Below are 18,387 nucleotides of genomic sequence, written 5' to 3' on the forward strand. Positions count from 1 at the left end.
ACCTCAACAGAAAGCACAGTGCCATGAGCCTGACCATCCCCGACCCGCTTGTTCTGGCCAACGTCGACGACTACCTGGGGCCATCCACTGCCCGCTTCTTCGGCAGCGGCTACCGCAAAACGACTCCGGCACTACGAAAGCTTTCCATCCGGCACACCCCGGACGGAATAAGCCACATGGATGCACGCGGGTCGGTGCGGGTCGGGGACCTCTGGTCGATCAAAGGCTCGACGTCACAAAAGCCGCACCTGGGCACCACGGACGCCATCGTGCTGGCTCTGGAAGCCTCCGAGGCTCTGCTGGCCAGCCGGTATGCCCCCTCGATCCTGCCCCTGGTGTACGTCCGCGAGTTGACCATCACCGCCGGCTCGGAACCCGTTGAGGACACCCTTGACGACTTCCCCGTTACAGCGGAAACGAACGGCCAATCAACAGACGGGATCATCCACGTCAGCGTCGAGATGGCCTCCATGAAAGCGGTCCTCGCACTCCACCACCCGATGTGTGTGGCCTCCAAGGCCAATCTGCGCACTGACAACCCTGATGCCCTCATCGGGGACACGGCACGCAGGATCTACGGCGACATCTACAAGTCCCGCCGTTCAGACATCCGGAACGTAAGCGTCGGAACTGGCGCCACCACCGCCGAAGCGACGCTCATTGTCACCGGTGGTAACGGAGATACCCCAGGTCTCGGCTTGGAGGCCGGCTACCAGCCCGGGCTCTCCCTGCTCGAAGGCTTCGTCGCCACCCTGCAACTCGGGCAGGTCCTGCTCTACGAGCTCGACCGCATGACAAGGGCCGACAGTAATACCCTCTGGATGCGCCGGACAGTCATCACAGCTACTGCCCCGCCCACCAGCATCCTCACCGATCTTCCCCTCGACGTGCGCCTGCGCCGCCCCAGAACCTTGCCGCTGAACGGCGAGCAATGGCGCTGCGCAGACATCGTCGGGCGGATAGGCGACCACCTCGAGATCACTTGCGACGTCGCGCACCAGCTTCCGGGCTGACCACACGAACCACCAACTCCCCTTCGCATCTAACGAAAGACGACACATGAAACTCGCAATCTCCGGCACCTACTCCTCCGGCAAGACCTTCACGACCATGGCGTTGGCCCACCTGACTGGCATGCCCCGCAGCGCCGCCAAGACAATGCGCGAGCTGCTTCCCATCTCCGTTCCGGGCAAGACCCTGGAAGAGTGCACCGCGGCGGAAATCCTTATGCTCATCACCCGACGCAACACCGAGCGCGCCGTCAACGAATCCCACCTCGGCGACACCTTCATCTCCGACGGCTCATCCCTTCACGAGTGGATCTACGGCACCGTCCGTGTCCTGGTGGGGATCAACCCCAACGACTCCGTCGACCTCGAGACGGTGGAGAAGACCGGCAAGCTGGTCTTCTTCGAAGATGTCATAAACGCCCTCGGCGTGCCGGCCAAGCAGCACGCCCTAGCCAACTACGACGCCTTCGTGCACCTGCCCATCGAATTTCCCCTCGTCGCCGACGGGCACCGCCCCGTCAACGAGAAATTCCGTGCCCTCGCCGATCAGATGATTCAGGACGAAATCACTAAGCTCGGCATTCCCAATGTCACCATCGGCGGATCAATCCCGGAGCGCCTGGAAGGCATCGCCGCCCACTACAACCTGCCCCGCGTCATGAGCATCGACGAGGCCATCCGGCGCGCCCAGGAAGAATACGATGCACTGGACGTCCGCAACGAAAAGGACCGCGAACTTGCCGGCTCGCACTAAACGAAAGCCGGATGCAGTTGTCCTCCAGGGCCTGGGCGGTTACGTTCCTACAGGTGTCATCACCAACCAGGACCTGGAGAGCCGTCTGGACACCACCGATGAGTGGATCCGCACGCGCACGGGGATAAGGACCCGACGGTTCGCCGCCGAAGGGGAAGCCACCAGTGATATGGCTACCGAGGCCGGACGACGGGCACTCGCTTCCGCAGGGAACCCCGACATCGATCTGGTCATCCTGGCAACAACCACCCCGGATCATCCCTGCCCTGCGACCGCCCCAGCGGTAGCCAGCAGACTTGGGCTGGGGCCTGTAGCGGCCTTCGACCTGGCAGCGGTCTGTTCGGGTTTTATATATGCCCTCGCGCAGGCCAATGCTGCGGTCCTCTCCGGCCAGAACCGGAACGTACTGGTGATCGGGGCCGATATGTTCAGCGCCATCATCAACCCGGAAGACCGCAATACTGCCATCATTTTCGGGGATGGCGCGGGAGCGGTCATTGTCGGAGCTGGCGAAGAAGGTCAGCCAGGACAAGTGTCCGCCTTTGACCTGCATTCAGACGGCACCTGCCAGGACCTGATCAAGGTCACGGCAGGAGGATCACGGATGCCCGTGAATGCTGGAACGCTGGACGCCGACCGATTTTTCACCATGCAGGGCAAAGAAGTGTTTGCCAAAGCTGTCGAGGCGATGGCGGGCTCATCCCGAACCGCCCTCGCAGACAGCGGATGGAACGCTGAAGACGTTGACTGGCTCATCGCCCACCAGGCGAACCAGCGCATACTCAACCGCGTTGCCGGCGTTCTAGGCATCCCGCCGGAACGGGCAGTCCTGCACCTGGACCGCGTGGGAAACACCTCGGCGGCCTCCATTCCACTGGCCCTGGCAGACTACGCGAGCAAGTTCAGCAAGGGTGACAAGATGCTGCTCACCGCCTTCGGCGGCGGCACCACCTGGGGTGCGGCGACATTGTCGTGGCCCGGAATTACTGTGACAGATCCACAACAGGACCTCATTGAAAGGACAACACCATGTCCCAGTCTGCAATCCTCGTAAGCGCCGAGGAACTCGTCGAGCTCATTCGTTCAGCCGCACCGGAAATCATTGGTGACGCCAATGCCGGAACCAGTTTCGATGAAATGGAAGTGGACTCGCTCTCCCTCGTCGAGATCGCCGTGATGATCAGTCAGAAGTACGGATTCACCCTCCATGACTGGGAAATCGCCGAAGCCGGGTCCTTCTCCGCCCTCAGCGATATTGTCAGCTCCCGCCGGGCGCCGGAGGATACGCCCTGACTTCAGTCCAAGGGGCGGCAGCCTATTTTGATGTCGACGGCACCCTGACTCCGCTTACCACCATGTTTGAACTCCTGCTCTTCGATGCCGCTGAACAAGACCGCCTCGAAGACGGGCTGGATTTCATTGCCGGACTCCGCAGGCTAAAGAGCCTTGGCGTGCCGCGGGAACAGACCAACCGGGACTACTTCCGGTGGTGGGCGGGCCGGGACGTGGAAGAGACATCAGAACTGGGCAAGCAATGGTTTTCGCGTGCACTCGAAGATCACGGCGACCGCCTGGTCTTCGAGGAGATGCGTCACCTGCTTGAACTCCACCGCGGCCGGGGTGACCGGATTGTGCTAGTCAGCGGGTCCTTCGCCCCGGCCCTCCTGCCACTGGCCACCCATATCAAAGTGGAAGACATCCTGGCCACAGAACTGGTGGTCGAAGCAGGCAGGTACACGGGAGAAATACGCACCCCGATGATCGGACAGGGAAAAGCAGCAGCCGTAAGGGCCCATGCGGTCAGCAGCTCAGTCCGTCTGGACCTTTCCCATGCCTATGGGGATGACATTTCGGATGCGCCGTTCATGGAGCTCACTGGCAGCCCGATCGCGGTGAACAGCACGAACACCGCGCTTGCTCTGCACTCACAGCGTGCCGGATGGCAGCAGCTAGAAACACGTAAGGAAGCAATTTGAAAATCGCGATTACTGGCGCCCACGGCGCCGGAAAGACAACACTCACAAAGGCACTGGAAGCAGCAACGGGGCTGGTAGCCCCGGTACCGACACCCATGCACAACCCCGCTCGTGGTCAGCTGAAGTCTCTACAGGACTGCACCAATGAAGAGGTCCTTCAGCTGAGCCAGCGGCGATACACAGAGCGCATTGTCCAGGAACAGAGCGTGCCGGACGTGATCTCCGACGGTTCGGTCCTTCACGAGTGGGTTTACGCCTCAGTGCGGCTCAGCTTGGGCATCTTCCCGACCGAGGACCAGGACCCGGTGCCATCTCCGGCAACCGAAGTTCAGCTCAACCTGATTGATTCCTTCGCCGAGGAGGCGCTGGAATACGCCGAGACGGCATACGACGAGATCTTCTTCCTGCCCGTGGAGTTTCCACTTCCTCGTGGGGGTGCCCCTATCAGCGACCGCTTTCAGAACGAGGCCCACCTCCGTCTGTACGAGCTGCTGTCGAAGGGCCGCAAGCCAGTCCGAATTCTGAGTGGCACCGTTCAGGAACGTCTCGACACGGCACTGGCCGTTGTGGGACCAGCAGGCCGAGGGCTTGCAGGATCAGGCTTCAGTATATGAAGTGGGGGTAAAACTTCAGGTACTGATGATGCCGACGCCCGGACGACGTTTCGTCAGTCTGGGGCGCCCGGGGATTGGCCCTGTTGGAGGGTCAGCGGCCCCCGGCCCTAACCCACCAGCCACGCGACCACGAGCAGCGCACCGATGCTCAGCAAGGTGGTGCAGAGGATCACGTCACGCGCCACGGTCATGCCGCGGCCGTAGGGGGACGCGAAGAGGAACACGTTCTGCGCGGTGGGGAGTGCGGCCATGATGACGCTGGCCAGCAGGTGCTGCCCCTCCAGGCCGAAGACAAAACGGCCAAGGACCCACACGATGAGCGGCATTCCGGCGATCTTCAGGAACGTGGCCACGAGGGTCTCGGTGCGGCCATCGTCTTTTTGCAGCGGGGCCCGGCCGGCGAGTGACAGCCCGAAGGCCAGCAGCACCATCGGCACCGCCCCTCCGGCCAGCATGTCGATGGGTTTCTGCAGGAGGTCCGGGGCGCTCCAGCCCGTCAGGGCCACCGCTGCACCCAGTCCTGAGGCGATGATCATCGGGTTGGCGAAGGGCTGAAGGAGAAGCTTCTTCCAGGAGATTCTGGATCCGGAAACCAGGCCCAGCACCGTGAGATAGAACGGCGCCATCACCAGAATCTGCACCAGGAGCACGGGCGCCACGTGCTGCGCGGTTCCGACGGCATAGAGCGACACCGGAATGCCGATGTTGTTCGCATTGGCATAGCTGCTGGCCATGGCACCCACTGCCGTTTCCGCCGCGGGCCGGCGGAAAAACAGGAAACTTGCCAGGCAATAGAGAAGCCCCACTATCGCTGCCGAGAGCAGCGCCAGCGGGGCGTCCGTTCCGAGGGCCGCCCGGATATCGCTGCCGGCCACCACGGTGAACAGCAGTGCCGGGTTGGTGACCTAATAGGCGGTTCGGGTGAGCGCGCCCTGGACTTCCGGTCCCAGGATCCGAAAGCGGGCGGCGAAATAGCCCACGGCAATGACGGCGGAGACGATGAGTATTCCGGAGACAACGCCGCCCAAAAGTGCGCCCTTCTATTTACCTGTGTTTTTGGGTTCCGCACGGCCGTCTTCCTGTTGCATCAGGAGGGCCGGCCGTGCGGAAGCTTTCGGTTCTTGCGGACGGGTTCTAGCGCACCAGGCAGGGACGCTTCGGGTCGAAGGACCAGCCGTCCGAGTCGGTAATGATCACCACGTTGCGGGTGAAGAACGGACCGTGCGCGCCGCTGAGGTTCATGAGCACGCTGTCGTGCCCGGCGACGGGAACTACCTCAACCTTGGCGATCGTGGGCTGGGTACTCATGCGTTGACCTCGTCCCTTGCGTCTGCTGCGGCCTCAACCGTGCCGTCTATCCGGCGGTTAAGGTGCCACGGGTTCGCATCCTGCAACGGAGCGGGGAGCAGTTCCTGGGGCAGGTTCTGGTACGCGACCGGCCGCAGGAAGCGGTTGATCGCCAAGGTGCCCACCGACGTCGTGCGGGTGTCCGACGTCGCGGGGAAGGGGCCGCCGTGGACCATGGCATGTCCCACTTCGACGCCGGTGGGCCAGCCGTTGACGATGATCCGCCCCACCTTCTGTTCGAGGGCGGGCAGCAGTTGCGCCGCCGTCGGGTAGTCCTCCTCGGTGAGCTGCAGGGAAGCGGTGAGCTGGCCCTCGAGCCGGTAGGTGGCCTCGATCAGTTCCGCTGCGGTGGAGTAGCGGATCACCAGGCTGGCAGCGCCGAAGATCTCGGCGTGCAGTACATGGTTGCCGACGAAGTCCGCGATGCCTGTGCCGAAGATGGTGGGCGCCGGCGCGTTCTCGGTGGGACCGGGGGTACCCTGGCCGACGACGGTCACGTTGGGGGCGGCGCCGAGCGCCTCGGCGCCGTCGTTCCAGGAACCGGCGATGCCGGCGGTCAGCATGGTCTGGCCGGCACAGGCGGAGACTGCGCGTCCGACGGCGGCAGCCAGTTTGTCGCCTGCCTCGCCGGCCGGGGCGAACAGCAGGCCGGGGGATGTGCAGAGCTGCCCTGAACTTCCGGTGACGGCCGCGACGTACTGCCGGGCGAGTGCGTCGACATCACCCTTGAGGGCGCCGGGGAAGACGAAGACCGGGTTGAGCGAAGACATTTCCGCATAGACCGGGATGGGCTCGGGCCGTGCCGCCGCGGTGCGCATCAGGGCGATGCCGGCGCTTTGTGAGCCGGTGAAGCCCACGGCCTTGATGGCAGGGTCCGCCACGAGGGCCTGGCCGATGCTGCTGCCGGGGCCGTAGATGAGCGAGAAGACGCCCGGGTGCAGACCTGAGTCGCGGACGGCCTTCACGATGGCCTGGCCGACGAGTTCGCCCGTGCCCGGGTGGGCGTTGTGGGCCTTGAAGACCACCGGGCACCCCGCGGCGAGGGCCGAGGCGGTGTCTCCTCCCGCCGTCGAAAAGGCCAGCGGGAAGTTGCTGGCGCCGAAGACGGCCACCGGTCCCAGCGGAATCTGGCGCTGGCGGATGTCGACGCGGGGGAGCGGCGTGCGCTCCGGCAAAGCCGGATCGATGCGGACGCCGCGGAAATCGCCCTGCCTGACCACCGTGGCGAACAGGCGGAGCTGGCCGGTGGTGCGGGCGCGTTCGCCCTGCAGCCGGGCCGCGGGCAGGCCGGTCTCCTGGCCTGCCCGGATGATCAGTTCGTCACCGATGGCCTCGATGTTGTCCGCAATGGCTTCCAGGAAGCCGGCGTGCGTCTCGGGATCGAGGGTGCTGAAGGACGGGTAGGCGTCGGCGGCCGCGGCGGTGGCTGCCTTGAGCTGGTCCTCGGTAAGCAGGGTGTAGGCGGGGTCAAGCTGTTCGTTGCTTGCGGGGTTGAAGCCAAAGGCAGTCTTGCCTTCGCCGGCGACGGCCTGCCCGGCGATCAGGGAATGTCCGGTGAGTGTCATGGTGGTTACTTCTAGGAGACAGTGGATCAGGAGACGGTGGCGATGAGCGCTTTGAGGTCTGCCAGGTCTTGCGGGGCCAGGTTCTGCAGCGGGGGACGGACGCCGCCGGCAGAGCGTCCGATGGCATCCAGTCCGCCCTTGACGATGGAAACGGAGTATCCCTTGACCCGGTCGCGGATATCCAGGTAAGGGATGACGAAGTCGTTGAGCTTCTTGTTGACGGCCACGCGGTCGTGGTTGCGCACGTCCTGGTAGAAGTCCAGGGCGAACTGCGGGACGAAGTTGTACATGGCGCTGGAGTAGGTGCTCATTCCCAGCTGCAACAGCGGCAGTGCGAAAGTCTCAGCCGTCGGGAGGCCGCCGAGGTAGAAGAGGCGGTCGCCGAGCTTGGCGTAGACGCGGGCGTCGTGTTCGAGGTCGCCCACGCCGTCCTTGAACCCGATCAGGTTTTCGTGCCGGTCGGCCAGGGTGGCCACGGTGGTGTCCTTGTAGATCGCGTTGGCGCGGTTGTAGATGATGACACCGAGCGACGTGGAACGGCAGACGGCACTGACATGGTCGATCAGGCCGCCCTGGTCCGCTTCCGTCAGGTACGGCGGCAGCAGCAGGATGCCCTCCGCACCAGCCGCTTCGGCGGCCTGGGCGTTTTCGATGGCCTGGGCCGTGGAACCGCCGGCTGACGCCAGGACGGGGACTATGCTGCCGACTTCTTCGACGGCGGCGCGGACGACGCGGGCGGATTCAGCCGGCGTGAGGGAGAAGCCTTCGCCCGTGCCGCCGGCGGCGAAGAGCCCGGCCACCGGGTAGCTGGCCTGCCAGGCAAGGTGCTTGCGGTAGTTTTCCTCGTCGAACCGGAGCTGCGAATCGAACGAGGTCACCGGGAACGAGAGCAACCCGTCTTTGAGAACACTGGCGAGTTCCTGGGGTGAGTGTTTGGCCACGATTGTCCTCCATGTCGGCGCCGCAGCGGTGCGGCAGGTGATGTCTTCCCCTTCAGCCTAGGGAGCCGTGTGATGCCTGTCCAAGGCTGTTTTTGTATCCTTTGATGCTTTCAAGGTATCGCTTACCGGCCACCCGTCCCGGGGCAGCCCGACTCAATCGTCCTGGTACCCCAGGACTTCCAGGGTCTGGGACAGGGCGGGGTTGGTGATACTGCGGTTCCAGACGGCGTGCAGCTCCACCGGATAGTTCGCACTGCCTTCCAGCGGCACGAACTCGACGCCCTGAACGCCAAGAAGGGAAGTGGATCGGGGGACCAGGGCTACTCCGCGCTTCGCCGCAACCAGGGACACCATAGTGAGGATCTGGCTGACCGTGTGAACCACGTTGGCATGCTGGATTTGGAGCATCCTGACCGCAAGGTCGTAGAAATAGCTGGCCTCGCCGGGTGAATGCATGATGAGGGGCACGTCCTTGAGGTCGTCCTCCCTGGCGGGCCGGTTGAGTTCCGTCAGGGGGTGCCCGGACGGCGCAGCAAGCACCATCGTCTCGCGTTGAAGCACATGCGAAGCAAAAATGTCCCTGTTGATTGGAGGCCGGGCAAGGCCGAGGTCGAGCTCGCCGGATTGCAGCCCGGCGACCTGCTCACCCGTCACGAGTTCCTGCAGGTCGATATCCACGCCGGGCAGCCCTGCCGAAATCTTCTCCAGGAGCGGGCCCAGGATGCTGAAGCCGCTGGCCGCCGTAAAGCCGATCCGTATCAGGCCGGAGCTGCCGGACGCGATTCGTTGTGCCGTGAGGGGCGCACGATCGGCCAGTGCCATGAGCCGCCGGGCTTCCTCCAGGAAAGCCCTGCCCGCGGCCGTCAGGCGGACCTTCCGGTTGTCGCGTTCCAGCAGCTCCGCGCCCACGGTCTTTTCAAGCTTCTGGATCTGGCGGCTCAGGGGCGGTTGGGTCATGTTGAGCCGTTCTGCGGCCCGGCCGAAGTGAAGTTCTTCCGCGACGGCAATGAACCCTGCCAGCTGGTCAAAAGTGAACATTCCTAGTTCCGCAGCGCCCCGAGCCCCGAAATCAATGCCTCCAGGCCCAGGCTGAAGGCGATGTCAGCGGGCTTTTCGTGGCCTTGTTCGGCGAGGCTCTGCACCGCGGCCGTGAAATTGGGCGTGGATTCCGCCATGCTGCCCGGATCGAAGATGTCCGCCGGAGCCGTGACGTCGAAGGCCGAGCCGAAAATGAAGGACTCGAGCGCCACGATCGAGGAGATGATCCGTTCCTCAGGGAAGCCGGCCTCCCGCAGCCCTTCGCTGACCGTCTCGTACATGGCCAGGGTCTGGGGCGCGTCCGTGACTGGCAGGACCGCGATCACCGGGATGAGCGGCGTGTGCTTGGAAAAAACGTCCCGGTAGCTCCATGCCCATCGGCGCAGGGCTTCATCCCAGTCTTCCCGGCCGAAAGCGGACACATCCACCAGTGCGGCCAGGTGGTCTTCCACGAGAACCAGGACGTCCCGTTTGGACGTCACGTGGTTGTATAGGGCCGACGGCGCCACGTGCAGCGAGCGGGCCAGGGCGGCCATGGTGAGCCCGGCATAGCCGCTCTTTTCGATCAGCCGCAACGCTGCCGCGGTGATCACGGCCTGGTCTAGCACCGCCGAGGCCGGCCGGCCCGCGCGGCGCTTCGGCTGAGCCGCTGCTTCGCGCGAGTCTGCGGAGGGTTGGGTGTTCTGGCGGGCGGCTGCCGGCATCGTCGGCCTTTCTGCTGGCGGGGTCCCCAGCATTATTCCATTGACCCCTTCCGCGACGGCGACGGAACCGCTATAGTTTTCCTAAATGAACGACATTCATTTAGTGGCGCGCATCACTCCCGCGGCCACGGAGAGGACATCATGCTGGAACTTGACCGCGACGTCGTCGTCGTAGGCGCTGGCCCCTCGGGACTTACCGCGGCCCGCCAACTGAAAAAAGCAGGCCTCAGCGTCGTCGTGCTGGAAGCGCGGGACCGGGTGGGCGGCCGCACCTGGACGGACACCATTGACGGCGCCATGCTGGAAATCGGCGGCCAGTGGGTCTCGCCGGACCAGACCGTGCTGCTGGAACTCCTCGACGAGCTGGGCCTGGAAACGTACTCCCGCTACCGCGAAGGCGAGTCGATCTACATCGGCGCCGATGGCACGAAGACCCGCTACACCGGTGACTCCTTCCCGGTCAGCGACACCACGGCAGCGGAAATGGACAAGCTGATCGGCGTGCTGGACGGGCTGGCGGCGGAAATCGGACCCACCGAGCCCTGGGCGCATCCCAAGGCCCGGGAGCTGGACACCATTTCCTTCCACCACTGGCTCCGCCAGAACTCCCCGGATGAGGAGGCGTGCAACAACATCGGCCTGTTCATCGCCGGCGGCATGCTGACCAAACCCGCGCACGCATTCTCCGCGCTGCAGGCTGTCCTGATGGCCGCCTCCGCCGGCTCCTTCAGCCACCTGACGGATGAGGACTTCATCCTGGACAAGCGCGTTGTGGGCGGCATGCAGCAGGTTTCGCTGCTGCAGGCACGCGAACTGGGTGACGACGTCGTTCTTAACAGCCCGGTGCGCACGATTAACTGGACGGAAGAGCGCGACGGCGGCCCGCGCGTCACTGTGGTGTCGGAGCGGGCCACGGTGAATGCCCGCTACGTGATCATGGCGGTGCCGCCCAACCTGTATTCGCGGGTCTCCTTCAATCCGCCGCTGCCGCGCCGCCAGCACCAGATGCACCAGCACCAGTCATTGGGCTTGGTCATCAAGGTGCACGCCGTCTACAAGACCCCGTTCTGGCGCGAGGAGGGCCTCTCTGGCACCTGCTTCAGCGCCGGCTCGCTGGTGCAGGAGGTCTACGACAACACCAACCACGGGGACTCCCGCGGCACGCTGGTGGGTTTCGTCTCGGACGAGAAAGCCGACGCCGTCTTTGAGTTGAGCGCCGAAGAGCGCAAGCGCACCATCCTGGAATCCATCGCGGCCTTCCTGGGCGACAAGGCACTGGAGCCCGAGGTGTACTACGAGTCCGACTGGGGCGCCGAGGAATGGACGCGCGGCGCCTATGCCTCCAGCTACGACCTCGGCGGCCTGCACCGGTACGGCAAGGACCAGCATCAGCCTGTGGGACCTATCTACTGGAGCTCCTCCGACCTGGCGGCCGAGGGATACCAGCACGTCGACGGCGCCATCCGGATGGGTCAGATGACCGCCGCACGGGTTGCCGCCGTCGCCCACCGCGCTTCAGTCACGCAGTAGGAATACACCGACAGTTCAGAGAGGAACGGCCAGATGCGCTATGTAGTGGGGTATTCAGCAAATGCCAGGGGCCATGATGCCGTAAATCTGGCCGTGTCACTGGCCCGAGGCCGCGGGGCCACGCTGGACCTTGTGGTGGCCATCCCTGAGGTGTCGCCGTTCAGCGCGGCCCATGCGCCGAAGGTCGGATTCGAAACCCTGCTCCATGAGCAGGCCCGGACGTGGCTCGACGAGGCGCTGGCGCTGGTCCCGGCCGATGTCCCGGCGGAAGGGCACGTTCGCAGCGGTGAGTCGGATGCGCAGACCCTGATGGATGCGTGCGAGGAATTCCAGGCGGACATGCTGATCATCGGGGCCACGAGCAACGGCCTGTTTAAACGGTTCACGATCGGATCCGTGGCCGGGGCGCTGCTCCACGCAGCCACCGTCCCGGTGGCCCTGGCACCCCACGGATACCACCGCAGGGAAGCCCTGACCCGGGTCAGCTGCGGACTCGGCGCCCGCCCCGGTGCCGATGAGTTGCTCGACTACGCCGTTTCCATGGCATCAAACCGTGATGTGCCCCTGCGGGTGGTGTCCCTCTTGACCCTCGACGACGGCGAGTCGCCGGAGGTCGCCGAAGCGGCCCGGAGCCATGCCGGCGACCGCGTGTCGGCCGCTCTTCCCGGCGGCGAAGCGGGCTCCCGGCCGGCTACGAAGACAGAAGTCGTTGTGGCACAGGGCGGAAGCATCGAGGAAGCCGTGGACCGGCTCGACTGGGAGGACGGCGAAGTCCTGGTGATCGGATCCAGCCGGCTGGCCAGGAGCCGGTCCATCTTCCTGGGCACCACCGCAAATCGCATCCTCCGCGCCCTGCCCGTGCCCATGATCGTGGTCCCGAGCGACTACGCACTGAAGCAAAGAACCCATTCAACGTCGAATGAAACCTCCGGAGAGGCACCATCATGACTACTGAGCACGCGACGTCCGCGACGTCGCAGTCCGACCACAAGGGCATTAGTGCCAAAGGCCTGAAGGCGGGATCGGTAGGGCTGATCGGCGCAGTCGTCATCGGCGTCTCCTGCATCGCCCCGGCCTACACCCTCACCGCAGCGCTCGGGCCGACAGTGTCCGAGGTCGGCGTCCACCTGCCGGCCATCTTCCTGGTGGGATTCATTCCCATGCTTCTCGTGGCGTTCGGCTACCGCGAACTCAACAACGCCATGCCCGACGCCGGCACCTCCTTCACCTGGGCATCGCGGGCATTCGGGCCGTGGATTGGCTGGATGGGCGGCTGGGGGCTGATTGCGGCCACCATCATCGTGCTATCCAACCTGGCCGCCGTTGCCGTCGATTTCTTCTACCTCATGCTGGCCCAGCTCTTCAGCAATCCGGAACTGGGCGAGCTGAGCAAGAACCTGCCGCTCAATATCGCCACCACGCTGGTGTTCATTGCGCTGGCGTGCTGGATTTCCTACCGCGGCATGGAGACCACCAAGGGCGTCCAGTATGTGCTGGTGGCGTTCCAGCTCCTGGTGCTCGGCTGGTTTGCGGTAGCTGCGTTCAGCCATGTTGCCAACGGTTCGGCCTTCGATGCCACGGCCATCTCGCCCGACTGGTTCAACCCGTTCGCCGTGGACTCCTTCTCTTCCTTCGCCGCCGGGGTGTCCCTGTCGATCTTCATCTACTGGGGGTGGGACGTCACGCTCACCATGAACGAGGAAACCCGGAACCCGGAAAAGACGCCCGGCCGTGCTGCGACCGTCACCGTCCTGGTCATCGTGATCATCTACATGACCGTGGCGCTCTCCACCCTGGCATTCGCCGGCATCGGCGACACCGGCCTGGGCGCGGGCAACCCCGACAACCAGGGCAGCATCTTCGCCGTCCTCGCCGGACCGGTCATGGGTCCGTTCGCCATCCTGATGTCGCTGGCCATCCTGAGCAGCTCAGCGGCTTCCCTACAGTCCACGTTTGTCTCGCCCGCCCGGACGCTTCTCTCCATGGGCCACTACAAGGCATTACCGGCCAAGTTCGGGCGGATCAGCCCCACCTACAAATCCCCGAGCTATGCCACCATTGCCGCAGCCATCGCCGCTGCAGCGTTCTACGTCATTACCCGGACCACCTCCGAGAACGCGCTGTGGGACACCATCACCGCGCTGGGCATGATGATCTGCTTCTACTACGGCATCACGGCCCTGGCCTGCGTCTGGTTCTTCCGCGCCCAGGCCTTCAGCGGAGTCCACGCGTTCTTCTTCAAATTCCTGGCGCCGCTCCTGGGCGGGGTCATCCTTCTGGTCATGTTCTTCAAGACAGCCTATGACTCCATGGATCCCGCCTACGGCTCCGGCTCCTCCGTGGGCGGGGTGGGCCTGGTGTTCATCCTGGGCATGGGCGTGATCCTGCTGGGCGTCGTGCTGATGCTGGTGATGTCCAGGCTCCGCCCGGAGTTCTTCAAAGGCCAGGTCCTGGCGCGGGGAATCTGAGCCGCGGGCCACTGGGGCCCCAAAGCTCCGGACCATCGTTGAAAGTAAGCAAACTTACTAATAGGCTGGGCTGGCGGGGAACTTCCCCGTTCGACACGAACGAGGTGAATGCATGTCTGACACTGAGAACATCAGCAAAGTCACGAAGATCATCAACGATTCCCACATCGGGATGCTGACCACCATCAACGAAGCAGGCGCGCTGGTCAGCCGCCCGCTGGCCGTCCAGGAAGTCAAGGACGACGGCGACATGTGGTTCTTCACGTCGTCGGAAACTTCCCAGGTGGCGCATGTCCGCGCCGATCCGCGGGTGAACGTGGCCTTCGGCAAGAACACCGAATGGGTGTCCGTGGCCGGCACTGCGGAAATCGTCACCGACAGGCAGAAGATCCACGACATGTGGAACCAGGTGGTCGAGGCCTGGTTCCCCGACGGTCCGGACACGCCTGAGGTTGTGCTCCTGCGCGTTGATTCCGACTCCGCTGAATACTGGACCAGCCCTGGCGGCCGGGCCGCCACGGTACTTCAGTGGGTCAAGTCGAAGGTGACGAACAGCCGCATGAGCGTCGGCGAAAGCGGCACGGTGGACCTGTAGTCCTCACTGCAGTTGCCGGAGGGCCGCCAGCACCTCCGGCAACAGCACGTCGTTCCGGCCCCACACCGGATCCAGGACTTCCACGTACCAGGAATCGGCGAGGAGCAGGGCGAGTGCGTCGTTGGTTTCCTCGGACCAGTCGCGGAGTGCGTCTTCGTCCACCGGGTTCTCACTGGACCCGAGGACGGTGACCACCGCACCGCCGTCGAAAGTTACCGGGACGGCGGCCGCGCTGACCTCGCCCGGGGCGTGGCCAATGGTGATGAGTTCGGACCTGGTGGACAGGGCCACGAGTTCGGCTGCGGCCTCGGCGCTGCAGAAGCCGGTCACATATTGCCTCTGGGAATGGCCGGCATCGCCGCGCATTCCCGGCTGGGATTCCTTGGTGAAGAGGCCGTTCCTGTTGATCTCCGCCAGTTCGGCGGCGATGGGCCGCGTCTCCTCGTCGATGCTGGGTGCAAATGTTCCAGGCTGGTATTCGCTGTGGGATTCGAGCCACCGCGCAGTCAGTTCTCCGGCCGCTTCGAGGGTCGTTGCCTGCCGCCAGACTCCCCGGTCCGATCGCAACCTGCCGTGCTGGTCTCGTGTGTCCGTGACTAAAGGCTCCATTATGGGATGCTACCGCCGCCGCTTCCGGCCTTTCCAATGGTCCCGACACACCAGTTAACGTCGCGGGCCGTTTAGCGCGCCCGCACGCCCGCTGCGGCTTCCGCCCGGCCCAGGGCATGTTCCAGCCGGGTGACGGCGGGAACGTAGCTGGCGGGCTCGACTGCCCGGAGCTGTTCGGCCTCCCGCATGGCCTTGATCAGCGCCGCCGTTTCCGGCCGGCGCACATCTGTCATGTCGGGGTAGTCGATGCAGCACGCGGGATCCAGCTCATAGCGCTGCCATCTACTCAGCACTGTGCGGTGCCGTGCGGCCGCGGCTTCGATCTCCGCCTGTGCGGCTGCATCGTGGAGCCGCGCTTCCTGCCGTGCCATCAGGCGGGGACTCCACACATATGCGGCCACGGCGGTGGCGGTGGCAAGGAGTCCCGCGCCGAGGCCCAGCCACGGCGAGGCCAGGAAGGGTATGAGGACAGCAGGGAACACCACCACCAGTCCGGCGAAGCCGTCCCAGAAGACGGCGTCGGTCATTTGCCCGGCGTCGCGCCTGGCGTGGTACCGCGCCGAATAGACGGCGCCGGCCACGCCGCACACCACGACGGCGGCACAGACTGCTAGCTGTAAGGGCCCCATAGGGACCGATTCCGTGATGACAGACACCGTTCCACCTCCCACGGAACCTGCCCGGGCTGGCTGGTTCCACTACTTCAATTGGAATCCCGCCGCGCGGGTGCGTCAATGGGCGGACCCTGGTGGGATCTGGCAGAAGCCGGCCTCCCGGCACCGTTCCCGGCCGGGCCCCGCACCGGTAGCCTAGGCTCCATGCGACTAAAAATGTGCAGCATCCACGTCAAGGATCCGGCGGCGGCCCACCACTTCTACACGGAGACGCTGGGTTTTGAAACGCTGATGGCCATGCCCGAATACAACCTGTACATCGTGAAGGACCCCGGTTCCGTTGGAGGCAGTTCGGGATCCGTGGGGCTCCTGCTGGAGCCCAGCGACAATCCCATTGCTGCGACCTACATGAACGGCCTGCACGACGCCGGGCTGCCGGCAATCGTCTTCGGCGTTCCCGATGTCCGGGCCGAGTACAAGCGGCTGGCCGCCCTCGGCGTCATCTTCCAGGGCGAACCGGCAGACGGGCCCACGGGAATTTCGGTGGTGCTGGACGACGGCTGCGGGAACTACGTCCAGCTGCACCAGGACTAGTCCGTCATCACCTGGACAGGGGGCCAAGGGACTCTGGACCAGGCCCGGAGACCGGCTGGTACTGTGGCCGCATGAGCGCAGCATTGGTACGGCCCAGGAATGGCAAAATGATCGCCGGCGTCTGCGCCGGCCTCGCAGCCCGGTTCGGCGTTTCAAAAGCCCTCGTCCGCATCGGCTTTGTGCTGTTCGGCCTGTTCGGCGTGGGGGAACTGGTCTACATCGCCTTGTGGATCATCATGCCCAAGGAGTAGCGCCGCGGTTCATCGGAACCGGGCGCAGAACAGCCCCAGTCGGTGGCCTGATTCAGGGGTTACCGTCATGCTTTCAAGCCATGCGGTCAAGAACCTTCCGGCGGCTGACGTCCGGAGCCGGTTTCATACCTTCTCCTTTGAATGGTGGCCACAACTGCGCCGTGCGTGGTTGGAAGGGGTTCGCTAAGGGTGCTCTGCCGGCGTATGGGGGCGCGCCATCGGGCGGTAAAAGGATGGACACGGCGGATGCCAAAACCTGCCAAATCAGCCAAGGTGTGCCAAAACGATTTATCTGCCTGCGACGTTGACTCTAGGGCTGCGCCAGCCCATGCGTCAAGGACCTAAATTATCTGCATTGTGACGCTTGACACGCCCGGAGGGCCACCTTTAGGGTGATGCCAAGTCGTTTTGGCAAAACGATTCTTCACCCCGCAAGCATTCTTCACCCCGCAAACATTCTTGCCATCCCGTTCCGAGAGAAAGTCGACAGCGATGTCCACTCGAAAGACCATCTCCAGGCTCGCCACCATTGGCGGCCTTTGCACGGCCGTGGCCCTGACCGCCACAGCATGCGGCGCTGGGGGTCCGGCGTCGTCCGGCAGCGCCGCAAGCTCCGTCAACGTCCTCGTCGAAGCCGGCGGGCACGCCGAGCTCGCCGGCGTTGCTGAGGCCTGCAAAAAGGACACCGGCCTCGACGTCAACTTCGTCGAACTGCCCTACGACGGCCTGTTTAACAGGCTTTCCAGCGAATTCTCCTCCGGTACCGTCTCCTTCGACGTCGCCGCTCTGGACTCCGTCTGGCTCCCCAGCTTCAAGGATGCGGTCCAGCCCATCGACGAGCTCTTCACTGATGAGGCCAAGAAGGACATCTTCCCCGCACTGGTCAAGGAAGCCAACGTTGATGGCCACTTCATCGGCATGCCCGCCTGGACCAATGCCGAAATCATCCTGTACCGCAAGGACCTCTTCGAGGACGCCAAAAACAAGGCCGACTTCAAGGCAAAGTACGGCTACGAACTGGCAGCCCCCACCACCTGGAAGCAGTACCAGGACATCTCTGAGTTCTTCACCAAGGACGGCATGTACGGCACCGACGTGAAGGGCGCCGTCGAAACCGAATGGCTGGCCCATGTTCTCCAGGCCGGGTCCCCGATGGTCCTGGACGACCAGAACAACGTCGTGGTCGACAACGCGGCCCACAAGGAAGCCCTCGACTTCTACACGAGCCTTGTGAAGTCCGCGCCGTCCGGAGCCGCGCAGGTTGACTGGGCCGCCGCGCAGAACCTCTTCAACCAGGGCAAGACCGCGATGACCAAGTTCTGGGCCCATGCCTACCGCCAGATCCCCGCCGACGCCGCGGTCTACGGCAAGGTGGGCGCGGCGCCCATGATCGGCGGATCCGCCGGCGTCGCCGGTGTCCCCGGACCGTGGTACCTCTCCGTCCCCAAGGCGACGAAGAACGCAGACGCCGCCAAGAAGTTCATCAAGTGCGCCTACGACCACAACGATCTGGGTATCGAGTCCAAACTGGGCCTCGCGGCCCGCATCTCGGCCTTCGAGAAGTACCAGGACAAGCCCGGTTATGAGAGCTTCAGGCCGTTGATCGAAACGCTCAACGGCGAGGCCACGGCAACCCGCCCGGCAACGGCGAAGTGGCAACAGATTGTTGACGCCGTCCTGGTCCCGACGCTGCAGAAGGCAGTGGCCGGAGGGGACAGCGCGGCCCTCCTGGCTGAGGCCAAGACCAAGATCCAGGCCCTCGTCAAGTAAGACTTCG

21 protein-coding genes and 1 pseudogene are annotated in these 18,387 nt (G+C 64.4%); 13 read left to right on the forward strand and 9 right to left on the reverse strand.

What is annotated here, in order from left to right; all coding sequences use genetic code 11:
* Positions 1 to 23 precede the first annotated feature (23 nt).
* The 6 genes from ACSQ12_RS00210 to ACSQ12_RS00235 are packed head-to-tail and all read left to right on the forward strand — an operon-like array spanning position 24 to position 4,354.
* Positions 24 to 1,013 (forward strand): AvrD family protein, encoded by a 990-nt coding sequence (locus ACSQ12_RS00210; protein WP_436063861.1) that lies wholly within the window; start codon positions 24 to 26, stop codon positions 1,011 to 1,013.
* 46 nt (positions 1,014 to 1,059) lie between these two features.
* Positions 1,060 to 1,764, forward strand: a complete 705-nt coding sequence (locus tag ACSQ12_RS00215) for an AAA family ATPase (RefSeq protein ID WP_436063862.1) — start codon at positions 1,060 to 1,062, stop codon at positions 1,762 to 1,764.
* Positions 1,748 to 2,818: a beta-ketoacyl-ACP synthase III gene (locus tag ACSQ12_RS00220; RefSeq protein WP_436063863.1), complete on the forward strand. Its 1,071-nt coding sequence runs from the start codon at positions 1,748 to 1,750 to the stop codon at positions 2,816 to 2,818. The genes ACSQ12_RS00215 and ACSQ12_RS00220 overlap by 17 nt, the downstream gene beginning before the upstream one ends.
* Positions 2,794 to 3,057 (forward strand): acyl carrier protein, encoded by a 264-nt coding sequence (locus ACSQ12_RS00225; protein WP_436063864.1) that lies wholly within the window; start codon positions 2,794 to 2,796, stop codon positions 3,055 to 3,057. Before ACSQ12_RS00220 ends, ACSQ12_RS00225 begins: the two co-directional genes overlap by 25 nt.
* Positions 3,054 to 3,740, forward strand: coding sequence for an HAD family hydrolase (locus ACSQ12_RS00230; protein WP_436066893.1), 687 nt, complete (start codon positions 3,054 to 3,056; stop codon positions 3,738 to 3,740). Before ACSQ12_RS00225 ends, ACSQ12_RS00230 begins: the two co-directional genes overlap by 4 nt.
* The gene (locus ACSQ12_RS00235; RefSeq protein ID WP_436063865.1) at positions 3,737 to 4,354 is read left to right on the forward strand and encodes an AAA family ATPase; all 618 of its coding nucleotides are present in this window, start codon (positions 3,737 to 3,739) and stop codon (positions 4,352 to 4,354) included. Before ACSQ12_RS00230 ends, ACSQ12_RS00235 begins: the two co-directional genes overlap by 4 nt.
* Before the next feature lie 107 nt (positions 4,355 to 4,461).
* On the opposite strand, the gene ACSQ12_RS00240 is transcribed toward ACSQ12_RS00235, so the two are convergent.
* The 7 genes and pseudogenes from ACSQ12_RS00240 to ACSQ12_RS00270 form a co-directional block, all read right to left on the reverse strand.
* Positions 4,462 to 5,232, reverse strand: coding sequence for an AEC family transporter (locus ACSQ12_RS00240; protein ID WP_436063866.1), 771 nt, complete (start codon positions 5,230 to 5,232; stop codon positions 4,462 to 4,464).
* Between the two features lie 27 nt (positions 5,233 to 5,259).
* Positions 5,260 to 5,382 (reverse strand): hypothetical protein, encoded by a 123-nt coding sequence (locus tag ACSQ12_RS00245; protein ID WP_436063867.1) that lies wholly within the window; start codon positions 5,380 to 5,382, stop codon positions 5,260 to 5,262.
* Positions 5,383 to 5,527: 145 nt separating this feature from the next.
* Positions 5,528 to 5,662: pseudogene (gene gudD / locus ACSQ12_RS00250) on the reverse strand (glucarate dehydratase); the annotation flags it as partial.
* Positions 5,659 to 7,266, reverse strand: coding sequence for an aldehyde dehydrogenase (NADP(+)) (locus tag ACSQ12_RS00255; RefSeq protein WP_436063868.1), 1,608 nt, complete (start codon positions 7,264 to 7,266; stop codon positions 5,659 to 5,661). The gene ACSQ12_RS00255 and the pseudogene gudD, both read right to left, overlap by 4 nt.
* 26 nt (positions 7,267 to 7,292) lie before the next feature.
* The gene (gene kdgD / locus ACSQ12_RS00260) at positions 7,293 to 8,207 is read right to left on the reverse strand and encodes a 5-dehydro-4-deoxyglucarate dehydratase (protein WP_436063869.1); all 915 of its coding nucleotides are present in this window, start codon (positions 8,205 to 8,207) and stop codon (positions 7,293 to 7,295) included.
* Between the two features lie 153 nt (positions 8,208 to 8,360).
* Entirely contained in the window at positions 8,361 to 9,245 is an 885-nt protein-coding gene (locus ACSQ12_RS00265; protein ID WP_436063870.1) for a LysR family transcriptional regulator, read from the reverse strand.
* Between the two features lie 2 nt (positions 9,246 to 9,247).
* Positions 9,248 to 9,949, reverse strand: a complete 702-nt coding sequence (locus ACSQ12_RS00270) for a TetR/AcrR family transcriptional regulator (protein ID WP_011689910.1) — start codon at positions 9,947 to 9,949, stop codon at positions 9,248 to 9,250.
* A gap of 141 nt (positions 9,950 to 10,090) precedes the next feature.
* Here ACSQ12_RS00270 and ACSQ12_RS00275 point away from each other — a divergent pair, with 141 nt between their 5' ends.
* The 4 genes from ACSQ12_RS00275 (at position 10,091) to ACSQ12_RS00290 (ending at position 14,542) form a co-directional block, all read left to right on the forward strand.
* Positions 10,091 to 11,479 (forward strand): flavin monoamine oxidase family protein, encoded by a 1,389-nt coding sequence (locus tag ACSQ12_RS00275; protein ID WP_436063871.1) that lies wholly within the window; start codon positions 10,091 to 10,093, stop codon positions 11,477 to 11,479.
* Between the two features lie 33 nt (positions 11,480 to 11,512).
* Positions 11,513 to 12,427 carry a universal stress protein gene (locus tag ACSQ12_RS00280; RefSeq protein WP_436063872.1) on the forward strand — a complete coding sequence of 305 codons (915 nt, stop codon included), beginning with the start codon at positions 11,513 to 11,515 and terminating at the stop codon, positions 12,425 to 12,427.
* A complete protein-coding gene (locus ACSQ12_RS00285) occupies positions 12,424 to 13,947 on the forward strand; it encodes an APC family permease (RefSeq protein ID WP_011689913.1) in 1,524 nt (507 codons plus the stop codon). Before ACSQ12_RS00280 ends, ACSQ12_RS00285 begins: the two co-directional genes overlap by 4 nt.
* Positions 13,948 to 14,059: 112 nt before the next feature.
* Positions 14,060 to 14,542: a pyridoxamine 5'-phosphate oxidase family protein gene (locus tag ACSQ12_RS00290; protein ID WP_209741776.1), complete on the forward strand. Its 483-nt coding sequence runs from the start codon at positions 14,060 to 14,062 to the stop codon at positions 14,540 to 14,542.
* A gap of 3 nt (positions 14,543 to 14,545) precedes the next feature.
* Here ACSQ12_RS00290 and ACSQ12_RS00295 read toward each other — a convergent pair whose 3' ends face one another.
* Together ACSQ12_RS00295 and ACSQ12_RS00300 are read right to left on the reverse strand one after the other, a co-directional pair.
* Positions 14,546 to 15,151 carry a DUF6919 domain-containing protein gene (locus tag ACSQ12_RS00295; protein ID WP_436063873.1) on the reverse strand — a complete coding sequence of 202 codons (606 nt, stop codon included), beginning with the start codon at positions 15,149 to 15,151 and terminating at the stop codon, positions 14,546 to 14,548.
* A gap of 71 nt (positions 15,152 to 15,222) precedes the next feature.
* The gene (locus ACSQ12_RS00300) at positions 15,223 to 15,807 is read right to left on the reverse strand and encodes a hypothetical protein (RefSeq protein ID WP_436063874.1); all 585 of its coding nucleotides are present in this window, start codon (positions 15,805 to 15,807) and stop codon (positions 15,223 to 15,225) included.
* A gap of 162 nt (positions 15,808 to 15,969) precedes the next feature.
* Between ACSQ12_RS00300 and ACSQ12_RS00305 the strand changes: the two genes are divergently transcribed.
* From ACSQ12_RS00305 to ACSQ12_RS00315, 3 genes are all read left to right on the forward strand, one after another.
* Positions 15,970 to 16,359 carry a VOC family protein gene (locus tag ACSQ12_RS00305; RefSeq protein ID WP_436063875.1) on the forward strand — a complete coding sequence of 130 codons (390 nt, stop codon included), beginning with the start codon at positions 15,970 to 15,972 and terminating at the stop codon, positions 16,357 to 16,359.
* A 71-nt stretch (positions 16,360 to 16,430) separates the two neighbouring features.
* On the forward strand, positions 16,431 to 16,610 hold the full coding sequence (locus tag ACSQ12_RS00310) for a PspC domain-containing protein (protein WP_209741772.1): 180 nt from the start codon (positions 16,431 to 16,433) through the stop codon (positions 16,608 to 16,610).
* A gap of 492 nt (positions 16,611 to 17,102) precedes the next feature.
* Positions 17,103 to 18,380 (forward strand): ABC transporter substrate-binding protein, encoded by a 1,278-nt coding sequence (locus ACSQ12_RS00315; protein WP_436063876.1) that lies wholly within the window; start codon positions 17,103 to 17,105, stop codon positions 18,378 to 18,380.
* Positions 18,381 to 18,387: the final 7 nt, after the last annotated feature.

It is taken from the genome of Arthrobacter sp. LjRoot14 (genome assembly GCF_964253905.1).
Taxonomy (GTDB): Bacteria; Actinomycetota; Actinomycetes; order Actinomycetales; family Micrococcaceae; genus Arthrobacter.